Origin of the sequence: Streptomyces galbus (genome assembly GCF_005280195.1) — a bacterium.
GTDB lineage: Bacteria > Actinomycetota > Actinomycetes > Streptomycetales > Streptomycetaceae > Streptomyces > Streptomyces galbus.
Genome location: NZ_SZPR01000036.1, coordinates 102579 through 122530, shown reverse-complemented (window position 1 = coordinate 122530; position 19952 = coordinate 102579). Strand labels below are relative to the sequence as shown.

Annotated in this window: 1 protein-coding gene; it reads right to left on the bottom strand. The window is 76.3% G+C overall.

The window, feature by feature from the left end:
* Positions 1–11 precede the first annotated feature (11 nt).
* The gene (locus tag E4U92_RS33755) at positions 12–19946 is read right to left on the bottom strand and encodes a non-ribosomal peptide synthase/polyketide synthase (RefSeq protein WP_137304255.1); all 19935 of its coding nucleotides are present in this window, start codon (positions 19944–19946) and stop codon (positions 12–14) included.
* Positions 19947–19952 lie beyond the last annotated feature (6 nt).

Here is a 19952-nt window from a genome sequence, read left to right as displayed (position 1 = left end):
GGGGCGGGGGGTCACCGGCGCTCGCGGGCGTGGTGGGCGATGTGGCGCAGGGCCCGGGCGAAGTCCTCGGCGACGCGGCGCACGGTGCCGGTGGGGTGCAGGGCGGGCCGGTGGTGCCAGGTGAAGGACAGCCGGCCGCGCTGGACGGCGCCGACGATCTCCAGCGGGTGGGAGCCGCTGTCGCGCGGGTCGTGGTGGCGGCCGAACGAGCCGTGTTCGGCGCGGACCAGGCCGTCCCCGGGGTTCTCCGGGCGGGCGTCCCACTGTCCGAGGTAGTTGAAGACGACCTGTCCGTGGGCGGCGCGTCCCAGGCGTTCGCGCACCTCGGGCGGGCCGAAGGTGCGCAGCGCGCCGAAGCCAAGGCCGTTGCCGGGTACGGCGCGCAGCTGGCGGCGTACGGACTTCACCAGGGTGCGCCAGTCGCGGTCGGGGCCGAGGTCGGCGGGGTCGGGGACCTGGAGGGCGACGGGGTGGACGGTGGTGAACCAGCCGACGGTGCGGGTGAGGTCCACGTCGTCGAGGACGTCCTCGCGGCCGTGTCCCTCCAGGTCCAGGCGGACATCCTCGTGGCCGGTCCAGCGGGCCAGGGCGAGGGCGAGGGCGGCGAGGAGGACGTCGTTGACGCGGGTGCGGTAGGCGGTCGGCGCGGCGCGCAGCAGGGCTTCGGTGTCCGCCTCGTCCAGTTCGACGGTGAGTGTCTCGACGGCGCCCGTGTCGGGGCCGTCCGGTGTCTGGGAGGGCAGGGGTTCGGCGTCCACGGCGCGTTCCCAGTAGGGCAGTTCGTGGTCGAGGGCGCCGGAGGCGACGTGGGCGGCGAGGCCGCGGGCCCAGTCGCGGAAGGAGGTGGTGCGTTCGCCGAGGGCCACGGGTTCGCCCTGGACCGCCTGCCGGTAGGCGGCCTCCAGGTCGTCGCGCAGGATGCGCCAGGAGACGGCGTCCACGACCAGGTGGTGGCCGACCAGGAGGAGGAAGTCGGGCCGGTCGGCGGCGCCGGTGAACAGGGCCGCCCGCAGGAGCGGGCCGCGCGCGAGGTCGAAGCCGGTGTGCAGGTCGTCGGCGGCCTTCTCCATCGCCGTGTCCGCGTCGGTGGCGGTGAGGCCGCCGAGGTCGTGGCGGGTCAGGAGCCCGGCGCGGTCGGTGTCGTCCGCGGGCGGGTTGTACTGGCGCCAGCCGTCCCGGTCGGCGGTGAAGCGCATGCGCAGGGCGTCGTGGTGGTCGAGCAGGGCGTCGAGGGCGGTCTCCAGGGCGGTGGCGTCCACGCCGGGGGCGAGTTCCACCAGGAGGGACTGGTTGAAGTGGGCGTGGCTGGCGCGCTGTCCGGTCAGGAACCACTCCTGGATCGGCGTGAGCGGCACGTCCCCGCTGACCGCCTCCTCCCCGGTGTGCCGGGGGGCGGTGGTGACGACGCCGGCCAGCTCGGCGACGGTCTGGTGGGTGAACAGGTCGCGGGTGGTCACGTGCAGTCCGTCGCGGCGCAGCCGGGAGACGACCTGCATGCTGAGGACGGAGTCGCCGCCGAGGTGGAAGAAGTTGTCGTGCGCCCCGACGTCGGCGACGCCGAGGACGTCGCCCCAGATGCGGGCGACGCGGCGTTCGGTGTCGGTGCGCGGGGGTGTGTGCGGCCCGGTGGCGGAGTGCGCGGGCCCCGGTTCGGGCAGGGCGTTGCGGTCGGTCTTGCCGTTCGGGGTGAGCGGCAACTGGGCGAGCGGCACGAACGCCGTGGGGATCATGTGGGCCGGGAGCAGCCCGGCGAGGTGGTCGCGCAGCTCGGGTACGGGCAGGGTGTCGGGGGCGCCGTCGGCGGGGACGACGTGGGCGACGAGCCGGGCGCCGGAGCGGCCGTCCGGGTCGTTGCCGCCGGCGCGTACGGTGACGACCGCGTCGCGCACGAGCGGGCTGCCGCGCAGCGCGCTCTCGATCTCTCCGGGTTCGATGCGGAAGCCGCGCAGTTTGAGCTGGGCGTCGGCGCGTCCGGCGAAGCGCAGGTCGCCGTTCGCGTCCCAGCGGGCGCGGTCGCCGGTGCGGTACATGCGGTCCCCGGGGGCGCCGAACGGGTCGGCGACGAAGCGGGACGCGGTGAGTCCCGGCCGATGGAGGTAGCCGCGGGCGAGGCCGGGTCCGGAGACGTAGAGGTCGCCGGTGACGCCGGGCGGGACGGGGCGCAGGGCGGCGTCGAGGACGTGGACGCGGGTGGCGCCGGCCGGGCGTCCGATGGGCGGGGCGCCCGCGCCCGGGGTGAGCGGGCCGGTCCAGGTGGCGACGACGGTGGCCTCGGTCGGGCCGTACGAGTTGATCATCCGTCGGCCGGGGGCCCACCGTTCGACGAGGTGGGCGGGGCAGGCCTCGGCGCCGACGATGAGGGTGCGCAGGTGCGGCAGGGTGTCGGCGGTGCCCGGGTCGACCGTCGCGAGGGCGGCCGGCGGGATGAGGGTGTGGCTGACGCGCCGCCCGGCGAGGACCTCGGCGAGGCGTTCGCCGACGAGGGGGCCCTCCTCCCCGGTGAGCAGGGTGGCGCCGCTGAGCAGGGACACGCACAGCTCCAGCACGGAGGCGTCGAAGCTGGGTGAGGCGAACTGCAGGACCCGGTCGCCGGGGCCGGCGTCGTAGCGGTCGGCGGCCGACGCGGCGAAGGCGGCGAGGCCGCGGTGCGTCACGGTGACGCCCTTGGGGGTGCCGGTGGAGCCGGACGTGTAGATCACGTACGCCGGGTGGTCGACGGTCAGCGGGGAGGTGCGGTCGGCGTCCGTGGGCGCGGTGTCCGGGCCGTCGGCGTCCCACACGGCGGCGGGGTCGTCCAGGACGAGCCAGGCTCCGGCGTCGCGGAGCATGAACTCCCGGCGCTGCTCGGGGTAGTCGGGGTCGACGGGCAGGAAGGCGCCGCCGGCCTTGGTGACGGCGAGCTGCGCCACGACCGTCTCGGCGCTGCGGGGCAGGGCCAGCGCCACGATCCGCTCGGGTCCCACGCCCCGGGCGATGAGGCGGTGCGCCAGCCGGTTGGCGGCGCGTTCGACGTGCGTGTACGTCAGCTCCCGGCCGTCGGCGTCGGCCAGGGCGACGGCGTCGGGGGTGCGGGCGGCCTGTCGTTCGAACAGCTCGGGCAGGGTGGCCGCCGGGACCGGGCGGGCGGTGGCGCGGCCCTGGTCGAGCACGGCCTTCAGCGTCTCGTCGGTGGCGAGGGGCAGGGCGCCGAGGGGCCGGTCGGGGTTCTCGGCGACGGCGGTCAGGAGGGTGTCGAGCTGGTCGGCCATGCGTTCGGCGGTGGCCGCGTCGAACAGGTCGGTGTTGTAGGTGAGGACGCCGTGCAGTTCGCCGGTGCCGGTCTCGGCGAACTCCAGGGTGAGGTCGAACGCGGCGTGCCGCAGTTCGGTGTCGACGTCGCTGACCTGGAGGCCGGGCAGGTCGAGGGCGGCGGCCGGGGCGTTCTGCAGGACCACCATGACCTGGAACAGCGGGGTGCGGCTGGTGTCGCGGACCGGCTGGACCTCGTCCACGACCTGCTCGAACGGCGCCTCCTGGTGGGCGAAGGCGTCCAGGACGGTCTCGCGGACCTCGCCGAGGAACTCGGGGAACGGCCGGTCGGGTGCGACGTGGGAGCGCAGCACGAGGGTGTTGACGAAGAACCCGACGAGGTGCTGGACCTCGGCGCGGTCGCGGCCGGAGGTGACGGTGCCGACGGTGATGTCCTCGCCGCCGGTCAGACGGGCCAGGTAGGCCTGGGCGGCGGCGACGAGGGTGGTGAACAGGGTGGCCTGCCGGTCGCGGCCCACCCGGGCGAGGCGGCGGGTCGTCTCGCGGGGCAGGGAGAGCCGTACGGAGGCGCCGTGGTGGGTGCGCACCGCGGGGCGGGGCCGGTCGGTGGGCAGGTCGAGCGTCTCCAGCCCGGCCAGGTGCTCCTTCCAGTACGCGAGGTGGTCGTCGGTGCCGCGCCCGCGCTGCCAGTGGGCGTAGTCGGCGTACTGCACCCGCAGCGGCGGCAACGTGCCGGTCTCCGCGCCGAGTTCGGTGCGGTAGTAGTGGGCGAGGTCGCCGGTGAGCACGCCGGTGGACCAGCCGTCGGTGACGATGTGGTGCAGGGTCAGCGTCAGGACGTGCTCGTCGTCCGCGAGCCGGATCAGGCCCGTGTGCAGGAGGGGGCCGCGCCGCAGGTCGAAGGTGCGGGCGCGTTCGGCGTCGAGCAGCTCCGCGAGCCGGGCGTCGCGTGCGCCGCCGGTGAGCTGCGACAGGTCGTGCAGGGTCAGCGGCACGTCCCCGGCGGGGTGGACGATCTGCACGCCGTGGCCGTCGACCGCGTCGAAGGTGGTGCGCAGCGCCTCGTGCCGCTCGACCAGGGCGCCGAGCGCCGCGGTCAGGGCGGGCACGTCGAGCCGGCCGCGCAGCCGCAGGGCCAGCGCGGTGACGTACTCGCCGCTGCCGGGCGCGAACTCCTCCAGGAACCAGAGGCGTTGCTGGGCGTACGACATCGGGGCGGGCGTGTCGCGGGTGACGGGGGTGATCGTCGCGGGCGGGGTGTCGGCGGGGCGTTCCTCGGTGAGCAGGGCGGCGAGGGCCTCGGGGGTCGGGTGGGTGAACACCGCGCGCGGGGACAGGTCGGTGCCGAACGCCTCGGAGAGGCGGACGGCGAGGCGGATGCTGAGGATGGAGTCGCCGCCGAGCTGGAAGAAGTCGTCCCGCACGCCGGGGCGCGGCACGGACAGGACGTCGGCGAGGACGTCGGTGAAGACCTGCAGCGTGCGGCGCTCGGCGTCGGTGCGCGGCTCGACGGGCGTGTCCTGCGCCGCGCCGGTCGCGGGGTCCGGAGCGGGCAGGGCCGCGCGGTCGACCTTGCCGTTGCGGCTGAGCGGCAGTGCGGGCAGGACGACGAACGCCGACGGCACGAGGTAGTCCGGCAGGGAGGTGCGGGCGAACTCCCGCAGGGAGGCGACGTCTTCGGTGCCGACCACGTAGGCGACCAGGCGGCGGCTGCCGGGCCGGTCCTCGCGGGCCAGCACGGTCACGTCGGTGACGCCGGGGTGTCCGGCGAGGACGGCCTCGACCTCGCCGGGTTCGACGCGGAAGCCGCGGATCTTCACCTGGTCGTCGGCGCGGCCCAGGAACTCGACGGTGCCGTCGGGGCGGCGGCGGGCCAGGTCGCCGGTGCGGTACATGCGGCTGCCGGGCGGGCCCGCCGGGTCGGCCAGGAAGCGGGCCGCGGTGTCGCCGGGGCGGCCCAGGTAGCCGCGGGCCACGCCCTCGCCGGCGAGGTACAGCTCGCCCGGGCAGCCGGGGGGCACGGGCCGCAGCCGGTGGTCGAGGACGTGGACGCGCATCTCGTCGAGCGGGTGGCCGATGGGCACGGTGTCGGGGACGGCGGCCGCGTCGGCGAGCGGGAACGACGTGGCGAACGTCGTCGTCTCGGTGGGGCCGTAGCCGTCCACCACGGTCAGGTCCGGGCAGGCGGCCAGGACGCGGCGCACGGCCGCGGCGGGCACGACGTCGCCGCCGGTCCACACCTGGCGCAGGCCGGTGAAGCAGTCCGGCGCGTCCTGCGCGAGCAGCCGGAACAGGCCGGCGGTCAGCCACAGCGCGCTCAGGCCGGTGTCGCGGACGAGCTGCCGCAGCAGGGCGGCGTCCAGCGGCCGTGAGGGGGCCACGACGACGCAGCCGCCGGTGAGCAGCGGCGCCCACACCTCGAAGGTGGCGGCGTCGAAGGCCACCGGGGAGTGCAGCAGCACCCGGTCGCTCACGCCGCCGGTGAAGCGGCTGTCGGTGGCGAGGGCGGCCACGTCGCGGTGGCGTACGGCGACCGCCTTCGGCTCGCCGGTCGACCCGGAGGTGAACATCACGTAGGCGAGCCGGTCGGGGTCCGCGGGTGCGGCGGGGGGCGCGTCCGGCACGGGGGTGCGCGCGGCGGTGACGTCACCGGCGGACAACCGGACCGTCGCGCCCGCGCGTTCGATCAGGGCGCGGCGCCGGTCCTCGGGGGCGCGGGCGTCCACGGGCACGTAGGCGCCGCCCGCCTTGAGGACGGCGAGCTGGGCGACGACGAGGGCGGCGCAGCGGTCCATCAGCAGGGCCACCCGGTCCTCGGCGCGCAGTCCGCCGGCGAGGAGGCGGGTGGCCACCGCGTCGGACCACTCGTCGAGTTGACGGTACGTCAGGTGGGTGTCGCCGTCGCGCAGCGCGGGTGCCTCTGGCGTGCGGCGGGCCTGCTCGGCGAACAGGGCGACGGGGCTGCTCGGTCCGGTCCGGCGGGCGGTGGTGTTCCACCGTTCGAGCAGGGCGCGGTCGTCCTCGGTCAGCGCGTCCAGGCCGGTCACGTCCGCGTCGGTCTCCAGCGCGTCGGCGAGGGCGCGCAGGACGACGGTGAGGCGGTCGGCGAGGTGGTCGGCGGTGTCCGCGTCGAACAGGCCGGCGTCGTAGGCGAGGTCGAGGCCGAGGCGGTCGCCGAGGTGGGCGCGCAGGCACAGCGGGAAGGTGGGCGCGTCCTCGGCGCGCACCTCCTCGACCTGGACGCCCGTGCGGGCGGTGGCGGACTCGTCGACGGGGTAGTTCTCGAACACCACCATGCTGTCGAACAGCGCCTCGCCGGCCGGGACCTCGCTGAGCGCCTGGATGCGGGGCAGGGCCAGGTGGTCGAAGCGCCGGGTGTCGCTCTGGTGCTCCTGCACCGCGCGCAGCCAGGACGCCGCTCCCCCGCCCTTCACCCGGACGCGGGTGGGCACGGTGTTGATGAACATGCCGATCATCGACTCCACGCCGGGCAGTTCGGCCGGGCGTCCGGAGACGGTGGTGCCGAACACGACGTCGGCGCGGCCGCTGTGGCGGGCCAGGAGCAGCGCCCAGGCGCCCTCGATGACGGTGTTCACCGTGAGCCCGGCGCGGGCGGCGCCCTGCCGCAGCCGTGCCGAGAGGTCCTCGTCCAGGCGGCGGCTGGTGAGGGCGGCGGCGCGGGCGCGGTGCTCCTCGGCCGGTGTGCGGTCGTAGGGCAGCGGGGTGCGGGCGGCGAACCCGGCGAGGGCGTCGGTCCAGTGGGCTTCGGCGGCGGCCTCGTCCTGGTCGTGCAGCCAGCGCAGGAAGTCGGCGAAGGGGCGCCTGACCGGTACGGGGGCGGCCGGGCCGCCGGTGAGGGCGGCGTAGCGCTCGCACACCTCGGTGAGGAGCTGGCCGGTGCTCCAGCCGTCCAGGATCAGGTGGTGGGAGGACCACAGGAGCAGGACCTCGTCGCCGGGCAGTGCGGCCAGGGTGATGCGGGTGAGGGGTGCGGTGGTCAGGTCCATGCCGGTGGCGCGGTCGGCGGCCAGCAGGTCCTCGGTGGCCGCAGCGCGCTCCTCGGGCGTGAGCCGGCGCCAGTCCAGGTGGGTGACGGGCAGCTCCACGTCCCGGTGCACGACCTGCACGGGGTGCGGCAGGCCCTGCCAGTGGACGCTGGTGCGCAGGGCCTCGGTGCGGTCGGCGACCTGCTGCCAGGCGGCGGCGAAGCGCTGCGGGTCGCTCACCCCGGACAGGCGGACGGCCACGCGGTCGGAGTAGGCGCCCGCCGTGTCGACGAGGCCGTGGAAGAGCATGCCGGCCTGCAGCGGGGTCAGCGGCAGGACGTCGGCCACGTGCCGGCCGTCGCCGACGAGGCGGTCCAGTTCCGGCTGGCCGAGCCCGGCCAGCGGGAAGTCGGACGGGGTGCGGCCGCCCGCGTCCGGGGAGGCGCAGTGGGCCGCGATCTCCCGGAGCGCCGCGCACATCTCCTCGGCGAGCGTGCGGACGGTGGCCTCGTCGTAGACGGCCGGCGGATAGGTCCAGCCGAGTTCGAGCCGGCCGTCCTGCACCACGCCGGTGATGTCGAGCAGGTAGGGCCGGGGGGCGTCGGGGTCGGTGTCGGAGCCGGCCGGGGGCAGGGCGGCGGCGTACAGGCCGCTGCCGCCCGCGTCGGCGTCCCACCGGCCGTGGTAGTTGAAGCCGACGCGCGGTGCCGGGGCGCCGGCCAGCGGGCTGTCGGGCAGCAGGTGGCGCAGCGCGCCGTGGCTCAGGCCGTGCAGGGGCACGGCGCGCAGTTGTTCCTTGACCGAGCGGAGGGTGTCGTGCCAGCCGGCGTCGGGGGCGGCGGTCAGCGCGAGCGGGAACTCGGCGGTGAACCAGCCGACCGTGCGGGACAGGTCCAGGTCGTCGAAGAGGTCCTCACGGCCGTGGCCCTCCACGCCGACCAGCACGCTGTCGCGTCCGCACCAGCGGGCCAGGGTGCGGCCGAGGGCGCTGAGCAGGACGTCGTTGACCTGCGTGCGGTAGACCTCGGGGACCTGCCGCAGCAGGGCCTCGGTGGTCTCCGGCTCCAGTTCCACGGTGACCGTGGCGGCGGTGCCGTGGGTGTTGGGGCCGGTGCGGCCCGCGGGCAGGTCGGCGGGGGCCTCGGCGGTGCGCCGCCAGTAGGCGAGGTCGCCGTCCATCGCCCCGGAGCGGGTGTGGGCCTCCAGCCGGGCCGCCCAGTGGCCGTAGGCGGTGGTGGCCGGGGGCAGCTCGACGGGCTGTCCGGCGGCGGCCTGCCGGTGCGCGGTCTCCAGGTCGCCCAGCAGGATGCGCCAGGAGACGCCGTCGACGGCCAGGTGGTGGACGGTGAACAGCAGTTGGGCGGGCGTGTGCGGGCCGCGGTCGAGGAGGAGGACGCGCGCCACCCGGCCCTCGGTGGGGTCGAGGGCGGCGCGGGCCTCGTCCGCGAGGCGGGCCGCCTCGGTCTCCAGGGCGGGGCCGTCGAGGCCGGTCACGTCGTGCCGGGTGACGGTGCCGTCCGGGACGCCGGGCAGGACCTCCTGGCGCCAGCCGTCCTCGGTGCGGCGGAAGCGGGTGCGCAGCGCCGGGTGGTGGCCTACGACGGCGTCGGCGGCGGTGCGCAGGGCCGACAGGTCGGTGCCGGGGGCGAGTTCGAGGCGCTGCGACATGGTGAAGCGCAGCGGGTCGCCGGGGGCGCGGCCGTCGAGGTACCAGCGCTGGATGGGGGTGAGCGGTGCCTCGGCGGGCGCGGTCGTGTCGGTGGTGACCGGCGCCGACTCGGTGACGCGCAGGGCGAGTTCGGCGACGGTCTGGTGGCGGAAGACGTCCTTGGTGGTGAGCGCGAGCCCGGCCTGGCGGGCCCGGGAGACGATCTGGATGCTGAGGATCGAGTCGCCGCCGAGCGCGAAGAAGTTGTCGCGTGTGCCCACCCGTTCGACGTGCAGCACGTCGGCCCAGATCGCGGCCAGCGTCTGTTCGGTGCCGGGGCGGGGCGCCACGTAGGCGGCCGTGGTGTCGGGTTGGACCGGCGGGGCCGGGAGGGCGCGCCGGTCGGTCTTGCCGCTGGTGGTGCGCGGGATCCGGGTCAGCGGCACGAACGCCGCGGGCACCATGTGGTCGGGCAGGGTGCGGCGCAGCGCGAGGCGCAGCTCGTCGGCGGCCGGGGCGGTGTCCCCGGCGGGCACCAGGTAGGCCACGAGCATGAGGCGGCCCGCGTGGTCGCGTGCCGTGACGACGGCGTCGGCGACGTCCGGGTGGGTGAGCAGCGCGGCCTCGATCTCGCCGGGTTCGATGCGGAAGCCGCGGATCTTGATCTGTTCGTCGGCGCGGCCCAGGAACTCCAGCAGCCCCTGCGCGTCGCGGCGGGCGCGGTCGCCGGTGCGGTACATGCGCTCCCCCGGCGCGCCGAACGGGTCGGCGAGGAACCGGGCGGCGGTCAGGCCGGGGCGGCCCAGGTAGCCGCGGGCGACCTGGGCGCCGGCGAGGTACAGCTCGCCGGGGGTGCCGGGCGGTACCGGGCGCAGGGAGCCGTCCAGGACGTAGGCGCGCAGGTTGGCGCCGGGCCGTCCGATGACCGGCCGGTCGGGGCGGTCGGTGACGCGGCCGTAGGTGGCGTCGACGGTGCACTCGGTGGGGCCGTACATGTTGTAGGCGGTGACGCCGAGTTCGGCGGCGGCGCACAGCTCGCGCCAGGTGTCGGGGCCGGTCGCCTCGCCGCCGACGAGCAGGACGCGGGGGTGGTGGCGGCCGGGGGCGAGGAGGCCCGCGGCGAGGAGTTCGCGCAGGAAGGACGGGGTGACGTTGACCAGGTCCAGGTTCCGGTCGGCGATCTGCGCGCAGAACGCCTCGGGGTCCAGGCGCACGTCCTCGTCGATGAGGTGCACCTCCTGGCCGAGGGCGAGCAGCAGCGGGCCCTCCCAGGAGGTGTCGAAGGAGAACGAGGCGCTGAGCGCGGCGCGCAGCCGCCGTCCGTCCGCGGTGTGCGGGGCGACGAGCCCCGCGCGGTGGTCGTGGCAGAGGTTGACCAGGTGGCGGTGTTCCACGACGACGCCCTTGGGGCGGCCGGTGGAGCCGGAGGTGTAGATCATGTAGGCGGCGTGCTGCGGGAGCAGCGGGGCCGGGCGGTCGCGGTCGGTGACGTCGTGGGCGGGCAGCCGGTCCCAGGGGGTGGCGCGCAGCGCGTCGGCGGTGAGCACGACGCGCGGGGCGGCGTCCTGGAGGAGCCCGGCGGCGCGTTCGGCGGGCAGGTCGGGGTCGAGGTGGAGCAGGGTGGCGCCGGCCTTGGCGACGGCGAGGACCGCGACCACCAGCTCGGAGGTGCGCGGCAGCCGGACGGCGACCACCCGCTCGGGTCCGGTGCCCAGGGCCAGCAGGTGGTGGGCGAGCCGGTTCGCGCGGTCGTTGAGGGCGGCGAAGTCGAGGGTGGCGTCGCGGGCGACCAGCGCGGTGGCGTGCGGGGTGCGCGCGGCCTGGGCCTCGAACAGGGCGGGGAAGGTGGTGTGCGGGACGGGGAGGTGCGCGCCCTGCCCGTCGTGCAGCACGCGCCGCCGCTCGTCGGCGGTCATCAGCTCCAGCGCCCGCACGTCGCGGTCCGGGTTCCGCACCGCCGCCTCCAGCAGCAGGCGCAGGCGGGCGGCCAGGCCGCGGACGGTGTCCTCGTCGAACAGGCCGGTGTCGTACTCCAGGTGGCCGGTGACGCCGTCGTCGCCCTCGACGAAGTCGAAGGCCAGGTCGAAGGTGGCGTGCCGGACCGGTGGCAGCAGTGGCTCGGCGTCCAGGCCGGGCAGTTCGGGTGCCTCGGCGCCCAGGTTGTGCAGGGCGACCATGACCTGGAACAGGGGGGTGCGGCTGGTGTCCCGTTCGGGCTGGAGGACGTCCACCAGCCGTTCGAAGGGCACGTCCTGGTGGGCGAAGGCGTCCAGGACGGTGCCGCGCACCTGCTCCAGCAGCGCGCGGAACGACGTGCCGGGCCGGACCTCGGTGCGCAGCACCAGGGTGTTGACGAACATGCCGACGACGTCGTGCAGTTCGGGGCGCTCGCGGCCGGCGGTGACGGTGCCGAGGGCGAAGTCGTCCTGGTCGGCCCAGCGGGACAGCAGGACCGTGCAGCCGGCGAGGAGGGTCATGTAGAGGGTGGCGTCGGCCTCCCGGCCCCGCTCGCGCAGCCGGTCGGTCAGCTCGGCGGGCAGCGTGAAGGTCACGAGCGCGCCGTCGCGGGAGCGGACGGCCGGGCGCGGCCGGTCGGTCGGCAGCTCCAGCGGCGGTACGCCGGCGAGCTGCTCGCGCCAGTGGGCGAGTTGCCGCTCGACCTGGTCGGTGCGGGCGCGCTGCCAGGTGGCGTGGTCGGCGTAGCGCACGGGCAGGCCGGGGAGTTCGGGGCCGCGGCCCTCGTGGGCGGCCGCGTACAGCTCGCCCAGGTCCCGGCCGAGGACGCCGAGGGACCAGCCGTCGGTGACGATGTGGTGGACGGCGAGGGCCAGGACGTGCTCGTCGTCCGCGGTGCGGGCCAGGCGGGCGCGCAGCAGCGGCCCGGCCGCCAGGTCGAACGGCGTGGCGGCCTCGCGCTCCAGCAGGTCCTCCAGCGCGGCCCGCGGGTCGGCGGCGGCGGTCAGGTCGTTGGCGGTCAGGGCGGCCGGGTGGGGCGGGTGCACCACCTGCCGGGGCTGCCCGTCGTGTTCGGCGAAGGTGGTGCGCAGGGACTCGTGGCGGGCGACGAGGCCGTCCAGGGCGGTGCGCAGGGCGCGCTCGTCGAGCGGGCCGCGCAGGCGCAGCACGGACAGCGTCGTGTACTCGGTGCTGCCGGGCTCGAACCGGTCGAGGAACCACAGGCGTTGCTGGGCGTACGACAGCGGCGCCGGGGTCTCGGGGGCGGTCGCCGGGATCGCGTCGGCGGGCGCGGCCGTGGTGTCGCCCACCGGGTCGCCGAGCTCGGCGGCGAGCGCGGACACGGTGCTGTGGGTGAACAGCACGCGCGGGGACACGTCGGGGCCGAACGCGGCGCGCAGCCGGGCGGTGACGCGGACGGCGAGGATGGAGTCGCCGCCGAGCGCGAAGAAGTCGTCGCCGGCGGACACCTCCTCGACGCCGAGGACGTCCGACCAGGCGGCGGCGACGGCCCGTTCGGCGGGGGTGCGCGGTGCGGTGCGGTCGGTGTCGGCGGCGTAGCCGTCCGCCGTCGGGGCGGGCAGGGCGCGCCGGTCGAGCTTGCCGTTGACGGTGAGCGGGAGGGCGTCCATCGGGACGTAGGCGGCGGGCACCATGTGGGCGGGCAGCAGCCGCTCCAGGTGGGCGCGCAGCTCGGCCGCCGGGGGTGTCGCGCCGCCGGTGCCGACGACGTGGGCCACCAGGCGGCGGGTGCCGGAGGTGTCCTCGAACACGCCGACGGCGGTGTCGGCGACACCGGGGTGGGCGTGCAGGGCGGCCTCGATCTCGCCGGGCTCGATGCGGTAGCCGCGGATCTTCACCTGGGCGTCCGCGCGGCCCAGGTACTCCAGGGTGCCGTCGGGCCGCCACTTCGCCCGGTCGCCGGTGCGGTACATGCGGCTGCCGGCCGGGCCGAACGGGTCGGCGAGGAACCGGGTGGCGGTCAGGCCGGGGCGGCCCAGGTAGCCGCGGGCCAGGCCCTCCCCCGCGACGTACAGCTCGCCCGTCGCGCCCGGCGGCAGGGGGGCCAGGTCCGCGTCGAGCACGTACACCCTCAGGTCGGGTATCGCGACGCCGATGGGGCTGGCGGGGCCGTGCGCGGTGGCGGGGTCGAGCGGGGCGTGGGTGACGTGGACGGTGGTCTCGGTGATGCCGTACATGTTGACCAGGCGCGGGGTGTCGGCCGGGTGGCGGGCCCACCAGTCGGTGAGCCGGCCGACGTCGAGGGCCTCGCCGCCGAAGATCACGGTGCGCAGGGCGAGGCGGGCGCCGGTGTCGGGGTGTTCGGCGTCGGCGCGCACGAGCGGGTAGAACGCGGACGGCGTCTGGTTGAGGACGGTGACCCCTTCGTCGGCCAGCAGCCGCAGGAAGTCCTCCGGGGAGCGGGCGGTGTCGTCGGGCACGACGACGAGCCGGCCGCCGTGCAGCAGCGGGCCCCACAGCTCCCACACGGAGAAGTCGAACGCGTAGGAGTGGAACAGCGTCCACACGTCGTCCGGGCGGAAGTCGAACCACGGGCGGGTGCGGGTGAACAGCCGCACCACGTTGGCGTGCGGGATCACCACGCCCTTGGGGCGGCCGGTGGAGCCGGAGGTGTAGATGGCGTAGGCGGGGCTCTCCGGCAGGGGGCGGCGGGTCGGCCCGGGGCCGGTCGCCGGGCGCCGGGCCAGGTCGGCTTCCTCGTCCGGGGCGTCGAGGAGGACGGCGGGCACACCGGTGCCGTCGACGCGGGCCGCGGTGCCGGTGGTGGTCACCAGGGCGACGGGGGTGGCGTCGGCGAGGAGGTGGGCGATGCGTTCGGCGGGCGAGTTCGGGTCGACCGGCAGGTAGGCGGCGCCGGTCTTGAGCACGGCGAGGACGGCGACGACCTGGTCGGTGGAGCGGGGCAGGGCGAGGGCGACGAACTGCTCGGGTCCGGCGCCGAGTTCGGCGAGCCGGTGGGCGAGGCGGCCGGCGCGGGCGTCGAGGGTCGCGTAGTCCAGGTGTTCGCTCCCGCAGGTGACGGCGACGGCACCGGGGGTGCGGGCGGCCTGCGCCTCGAACAGGTCCACCAGGGTCTCGGCGGGGCGGCCGGACGCGGTGCCGTTCCAGTCGGTGAGGATGCGGTGCCGTTCCTCGGCCGTCGTCCAGGCCAGGGCGCGCAGCGGCCGGTCGGTGCCGTCGGCGAGCCCGGTCAGGAGCAGGCAGAGCCGGTCGGCGAGCGCGTGGACGGTGGCCGCGTCGAAGAGGTCCGGGTCGTAGGCGAGGTCGAAGCCGAGGCGTTCGCCGTGGTAGGCGCGCAGTACGAGCGGGTAGTTGGTGGCGTCGCGGGACGAGACGTCGGCGAGGCGGATCCCGGACCCGGCCGTGCGGGCCTCGTCGAAGGGGTAGTTCTCGAAGGCGACCATGCTGTGGAAGAGCGGGCTGCCCGACGGCACGTCACCGAGCTGGGTCAGCTCGGCGAGCGAGGCGGCGGCGAACCGTCTCGACTCGGCCTGGGCGTCCTGGAGTTCGCGCAGCCAGTCCCCGGCGTCGCGGGCCGGGTCGACGCGGACGCGGGTGGGCACGGTGTTGATGAACATGCCGACCATGGACTCGACGCCGGGCAGGTCGTCGGGCCGTCCGGAGACGGTGGTGCCGAACAGCACGTCGTCCTGGGCGGCGTAGCGGGACAGCAGCAGCGCCCAGGCGCCCTGGACGACCGTGTTGAGGGTGAGTCCGGCCTCGCGGGCGGTGCGCGCGAGGCGGGCGGACGCCTCCGTGTCCAGGCCGGCCGTGTGCAGGGCGGCGGAGCGGGCCTGGTGGGCCTCGCGCAGGGGGCGGTCGGCGGGCAGCGGGGTGGGTTCGGCGAAGGCGGCGAGGACGCCCTGCCAGTGGGCGCGGGCGGCGTCGGGGTCCTGGTCGGCGAGCCAGTGCACGTAGTCGCCGAAGGGCCGCCGCAGCGGCGGCCGGGACTCGGTGCCGGCGGTGAGCGCGGCGTACTCCTCGCACACCTCGGTGAGCACCTGGGCGAGGCTCCAGCCGTCCAGGACGATGTGGTGGGAGGTCCACAGCAGGTGCAGGCGGGCGTCGGGGAGGCGGACGAGGGTCAGGCGCATCAGCGGTGCCGCGGCGAGGTCGATGCCCCTGGCCAGGTCGTCGGCGCGCAGCCGGGTCAGGCGCTCGGCGCGTTCCACCTCGTCCAGCTCGCGCCAGTCGAGGTGGGTGACCGGCACCCGTACGTCGCGGCGCACGACCTGGAGGGGGACGGGCACGTCCTCCCAGACGACGCAGGTGCGCAGGGCGGGCGTGCGGTCGGTGACGCGCTGCCAGGCGGCGGCGAAGGCGTGCGGGTCGGCGACGCCGTCGAGGAGCAGGCCGGCCTGGTCGACGTAGACGTCGTCGGGGCCGCCGACCAGCCGGTGGAAGAGCATGCCCTCCTGGAGCGGGGTGAGCGGCAGCACGTCCTCCACGTCGCGGCCGTCGCCGACGAGGCGGTCCAGGCGCTCCTGGTCGAGGCGGGCCAGCGGGAAGTCGGACGGGGTGCGGCCGCCCGCGCCGGGCCGGGCGCAGTGTTCGGTGATCGCGGCGAGCGCGCCGGTCATGCCGTCGGCGAGGGCGCTGACGGTGGCCTCGTCGTGCACCTGGTCGCTGTAGTGCCAGGTGAGGTGGAGCTCGCCGTCGGTGACGACGGCGGAGACGTCCAGCAGATGGTCCAGCGGTGTGTCCGGGGCGATGTCGCGGCCGGGCGCCGCGCCCGCCGGGGCGAAGTCGCCGCCGTCGGCGGCCTCCCACTGGCCGTGGTAGTTGAAGCTGATCTGCGGCAGCGGTACGTCCTTCAGGGCGCGGGCGGCCGGGTCGGGCGAGCCGAGGCGGGCCAGGGCCTCGTACGTCAGGCCGTGCCGGGGCACGGACCGCAGCCGCTCCTTGACCGCCTTGAGGGTGGCGCCCCAGTCGGGCGCGCCGGACGGTCCGGCGGGCGCGAGGGTGACGGGGTACTGGGCGGTGAACCAGCCCACCGTGCGGGACAGGTCCAGGGTGTCGTCCTCGCGGCCGTGGCCCTCGAGCAGGACGGTCACGCGTTCGGCGCCGGTCCAGTCGGCGAGGACCCGGCTCAGCGCGCCGAGCAGCACGTCGTTGACCTGGGTGCGGTACACGGCGGGCACCCGGCGCAGCAGCGCCTCGGTGGTGGCGCGGTCCACGCGGGTGTCGAGGGTGCGGACCGAGCCGGCCCGCGGGGTGCCGGGGCGGTCCACGGGCAGGGGGGTGCGGGGCTCGGCGGCCTCGGCCGTCCAGTGCGGCAGGTCGGCGTCGAGGTCGCCGTCGCGGACCCGGCGTGCGAGGTGCGCGGCCCAGTCGGTGAACGGGGTGGCGACGGGCTCCAGCCGGACCGCCTCTCCCCCGGCCGCCTGCCGGTAGGCCGCGGTGAGGTCGGCGAGCAGGATCCGCCAGGAGACGCTGTCCACCGCCAAGTGGTGGGCGGTGACGAACAGTTGGGGTCGCTCACCGGTGCGCGTGAACAGGGCGGCGCGCAGCAGGGCGCCGGTCTCCGGGTCGAGGGCGGCGCGGGCCGCCTCGGCGGCGCGTTCACGTTCCGCCGCCGGGTCGGCGGCGCCGGAGAGGTCGTGGCGGGTGAGCAGCCCGGTGGCCGGGCCCTCGCCGGGGTGCTGCCGCCAGGTGTCGCCCGAGCGGGCGAACCGGGTGCGCAGCGCCGGGTGGTGGGCGGCCAGTGCCTCCAGCGCGCGCTCCAGCGCCGGGGCGTCGAGGTCGTGCGGCAGGTCCAGCAGCATCGACATGGTGAAGTGCCGCAGCGGTCCGTGGGTGGCGAAGAACCACTCCTGCACGGGGGTCAGTGGTGCCGGACCCTCCTCGGCGGGGCGCCGGGGCGCGGGCACCTGCGCGGTGCGCACGGACGCGGCGGCGGCGAGGTCGGCGACGGTCTGGTGGCGGAAGACGTCGCGTGAGGTCAGGTGCAGCCCGGCCGCGCGGGCGCGGGAGACGGCCTGGATGCTGAGGATGGAGTCGCCGCCCAACTCGAAGAAGTTGTCCGTCACGCCGACCCGGCGCGCGCCCAGCACCTCGGCCCAGATGCGGGCGAGGGTCTCCTCCTCGGGGGTGCGCGGGGCGACGAACTCCCGCTCCTGCTCGGCGCCTTCGAAGTCGGGCGCGGGCAGGGCACGCCGGTCGACCTTGCCGCTGACGGTCATCGGCAGGGCGTCGAGCACGGTGAAGGAGGACGGCACCATGTGGTCGGGCAGCACCTGCCGCAGGGCCGTCCGCACCTCGCCGGGGACGGGCCGGGCGGCGGGACCGGCGGGGACCAGGTAGGCGGCGAGCCGGACGTGGCCGTGCGGGTCGGTGACGGCGACGACCGCGGCGGCGGCGACCTCGGGCAGGTCGGTCAGGGCCGCCTCGACCTCGCCGGGCTCGATGCGGTGGCCGCGCACCTTGACCTGGTCGTCGGCGCGCCCCAGGTAGTCCAGGCGTCCGTCGGCGCTCCAGCGGGCCAGGTCACCGGTGCGGTACATGCGGGTGCCGGGCGGGCCGAACGGGTCGGGCAGGAACCGGGCGGCCGTCAGTCCGGGCCGCCCGCTGTAGCCGCGGGCCAGTTGCACACCGGCCAGGTACAGTTCGCCGCCGACGCCGGGCGGGACGGGCCGCAGCCGGTCGTCGAGGACGTAGGCGCGCACGTTGGGCAGCGGCCGGCCCACGGTCGGCGGGCCGTCGCCGGATATCCGGCAGGCCAGCGCGTCGACGGTGCACTCGGTGGGGCCGTAGAAGTTGTACGCGGCCACGTCCCGCCGCGCCGCCAGCTCCCGCCACAGGGCGGGTCCCACGGCCTCGCCGCCGAGCATGAGGACGCGCGGGTGGTGGCGCGGGTCGGTGAGCAGCCCGGCGGGCAGGAGCTGGCGCAGGTAGGTGGGGGTGAGGTCGAGGAAGTCGATGCGGTGCTCGACGACGTACTCGACCAGGGCGGCGGCGTCCAGCCGGGTCGTCTCGTCGACCAGGTGCAGCGGGTGGCCGTCGGCCATCAGCAGCACGCCCTCCAGCGAGGTGTCGAAGGAGAACGACGCCGTGAGCGCCACCCGCAGCGGTCCGCCGCCCGCCTCGGCGACGAAGCCCTCGCGGTGGCCCGCCAGGAGGTTCGCCAGCGACCGGTGCGCCACCGCGACGCCCTTGGGACGGCCGGTGGAGCCGGAGGTGTAGATGACGTACGCGGTGGTGTCGGGATGCGGAGGCGGCAACGGAACGTCGGCCGAGGCGTCTTGGGCGTCGTACGCCTCCCGCAGCGCGGCCTCGTCGAGGACCAGCGCGGGGCGGGCGTCGTCGAGCAGGAACCGCACCCGGTCCTCGGGCAGCGCCGGGTCCAGCGGCAGGTAGCCGGCGCCGGCCTTCCAGACGGCGAGGATCGCCACGATCATGTCGGCGGTGCGCGGCAGCCGGAGGGCGACCAGGCGTTCGGGGCCCGCGCCGCGCGCCACGAGGTGACGGGCGACGCGGTCGGCGCGCGCGTCGAGCGTCGCGCGGTCCAGGCGGACGTCCCCGGCGACGAGGGCGGTGGCGTCCGGGGTGCGGGCCGCCTGCCGGGCGAACAGCTCGGGCAGGGTCTCCTCGGGGACCGTGAGCGCGGTGGCGTTCCAGTCGTGCGTCACCTGCCGCTCCTGCTCGGGCGAGAGCAGCGGCAGGGCGCCGAGCGGGCGGTCGGGGTCGGCGGCGGCGCCGTCCAGGGTGCGCAGCAACTGGTCCGCCATGCGTGCGGCGGTGGCCGCGTCGAACAGGTCGGTGCGGTACTCCAGCAGGCCGGTCAGCCCGTCGCCGTCGGGCACGAACTCGACGCTCAGGTCGAAGGTGGCGGCCCGCCGGGGCACGGTGACCGCGGAGGCGGACAGGCCGTGCGGGTCGGGTGCGGTGGGCGGTGCCGGGTGCAGCAGGACCATCACGTCGAACAGGGGGTTGCGGCCGGCCTCGCGGGTCGCGCCGACGGCCTCGACGAGCCGCTCGAACGGCGTGTCGCCGTGCGCGAAGGCGTCGTTGACGGTGTCCGCGGCGGCGGTGAGCAGGTCCCGGAAGGAGCCGCCGGTCTCGACGCGGGTGCGCAGCGCGACGGTGTTGACGAAGAACCCGACGGCCCGCTCCAGGTCGGTGCGGCCGCGGCCGGGGGTGAGCGAGCCGACGGTGATGTCGTCCTGCCCGGACCAGCGGGCCAGCAGCGTCTGGCAGGCGGCGACCAGGGCGGTGAACAGGGTGGTGTGCCCGTCGGCCGCGAGCTGCTTCAGCCGGGCGGTGGTGGCGGCCGGGACGGTGAAGGTGTGCACCGCGCCCGCGCCGGACTCCTCGCCGCGGCGGGGCCGGTCCAGCGGCAGTTCGGGGGCGACCGCCCCGGACAGGTGCTCCTTCCAGTACGCCAGGTGGCGTTCCAGCCGGGCCCCGGAGAGCTGCTCGCGCTGCCAGACGGCGAAGTCCGGGTACTGCGTGGCGACCGGCGCCAGGGCCGGGCCCGCGCCCCGGGCGAGGGCGTCGTAGGCGGTGATCAGCTCGTCGAGCACCACGCCCATGGACCAGCCGTCGGTGACGATGTGGTGGGCCGTCAGCAGCAGGACGTGCGCGTCGGGAGCCTCCCGCAGGAGCAGGGCGCGCAGCAGCGGCCCGGCCTCCAGGTCGAAGGGCCGCTCGTACTCGGCGACCAGCGCCGCCTCCAGGCCGGCGCCGGCCGCCGCCGTGAGGTCGTGGACGGGCAGCGGGAGCGGTCCGGCGGGGTGCACCCGCTGCGCGGGGGTGCCGTCGTGCTCCTCGAACGTGGTGCGCAGCGCCTCGTGCCGCGCCACCACGTGCTCCAGCGCGGCGGCCAGGGCGGTGTGGTCGAGGGCGCCGGTCAGGCGCAGCGCGACGGCGCTGTTGTAGCGCGGGTCGCCGGGGCGCAGCCGGTCCAGGAACCACAGGCGCTGCTGGGCGAAGGACAGCGGCAGCGGGCGGGTGCGGTCGGCGCGCGGGATGGCCTGCCGGGCGGTGCCGGGGGCGCCGGCGGCGGCCCGTCCGGCCAGCCGGCGGCGGAGTGCTTCCTGGAGGTCCTGCGGAAGGGCCTCGGCACGGTTTCGCTTCGAAGACGTCATGGTCGT